Here is a 549-nt window from a genome sequence, read left to right on the forward strand (position 1 = left end):
GTTCGCGCGCGTACAACCAGGCCCTGGGCGAGCGTCGTGGCAATGGCGTCAACTCCGCCCTGCAGGCCAACGGTGGCTCGGCTTCGCAGCTGACCGTCGTGTCCTACGGCGAAGAGCGTCCGGTCTGCACCGAGTCGGGCGAGTCCTGCTGGTCGCAGAACCGTCGCGTCGAGATCGTGTACACGGCTCAGTAATAGATGCGCTTTCGATTTCTATCGATGATCGTTGCGGCAGCCCTCGTGGCTGCCGCTCCGGCCAATGCGCAGCGCCAGAGCCTGGCCGACCGGGTCGGTTCGCTTGAGCAGCAGGTGCAGAACAACCAGTCCAACATGGACATGCTCAACCAGCTCAACCAGCTCCGCACGCAGATGCAGGCGCTGCAGTCGCAGGTAGAGCAGTTGCAACATGACAACGAGCAGCTCAAGCAGTCTGCCAAGGACCAGTACCTGGACCTGGACAGCCGCCTGAACCGTCTCGAAGGCGGCGCCCCCGTGCTGCCCGCCGCACCCGCTGCCGCCGCGCCCAAGCCCGTCGCAGCACCCCCGATAC

General features: G+C 65.4%; 2 protein-coding genes. Both read left to right on the plus strand.

Translation table 11 applies throughout. The features are described 5' to 3' along the window. Positions 1-194 (plus strand): OmpA family protein (locus ACXJKJ_RS31755; protein WP_457395690.1); only part of this gene is annotated, 194 nt, incomplete at its 5' end. A gap of 24 nt (positions 195-218) precedes the next feature. Continuing rightward, the coding region (locus ACXJKJ_RS31760) for a YbgF trimerization domain-containing protein (protein ID WP_457395692.1) at positions 219-549 on the plus strand (331 nt) is incomplete at its 3' end.

The organism is Roseateles sp. P5_E1 (assembly GCF_054049335.1).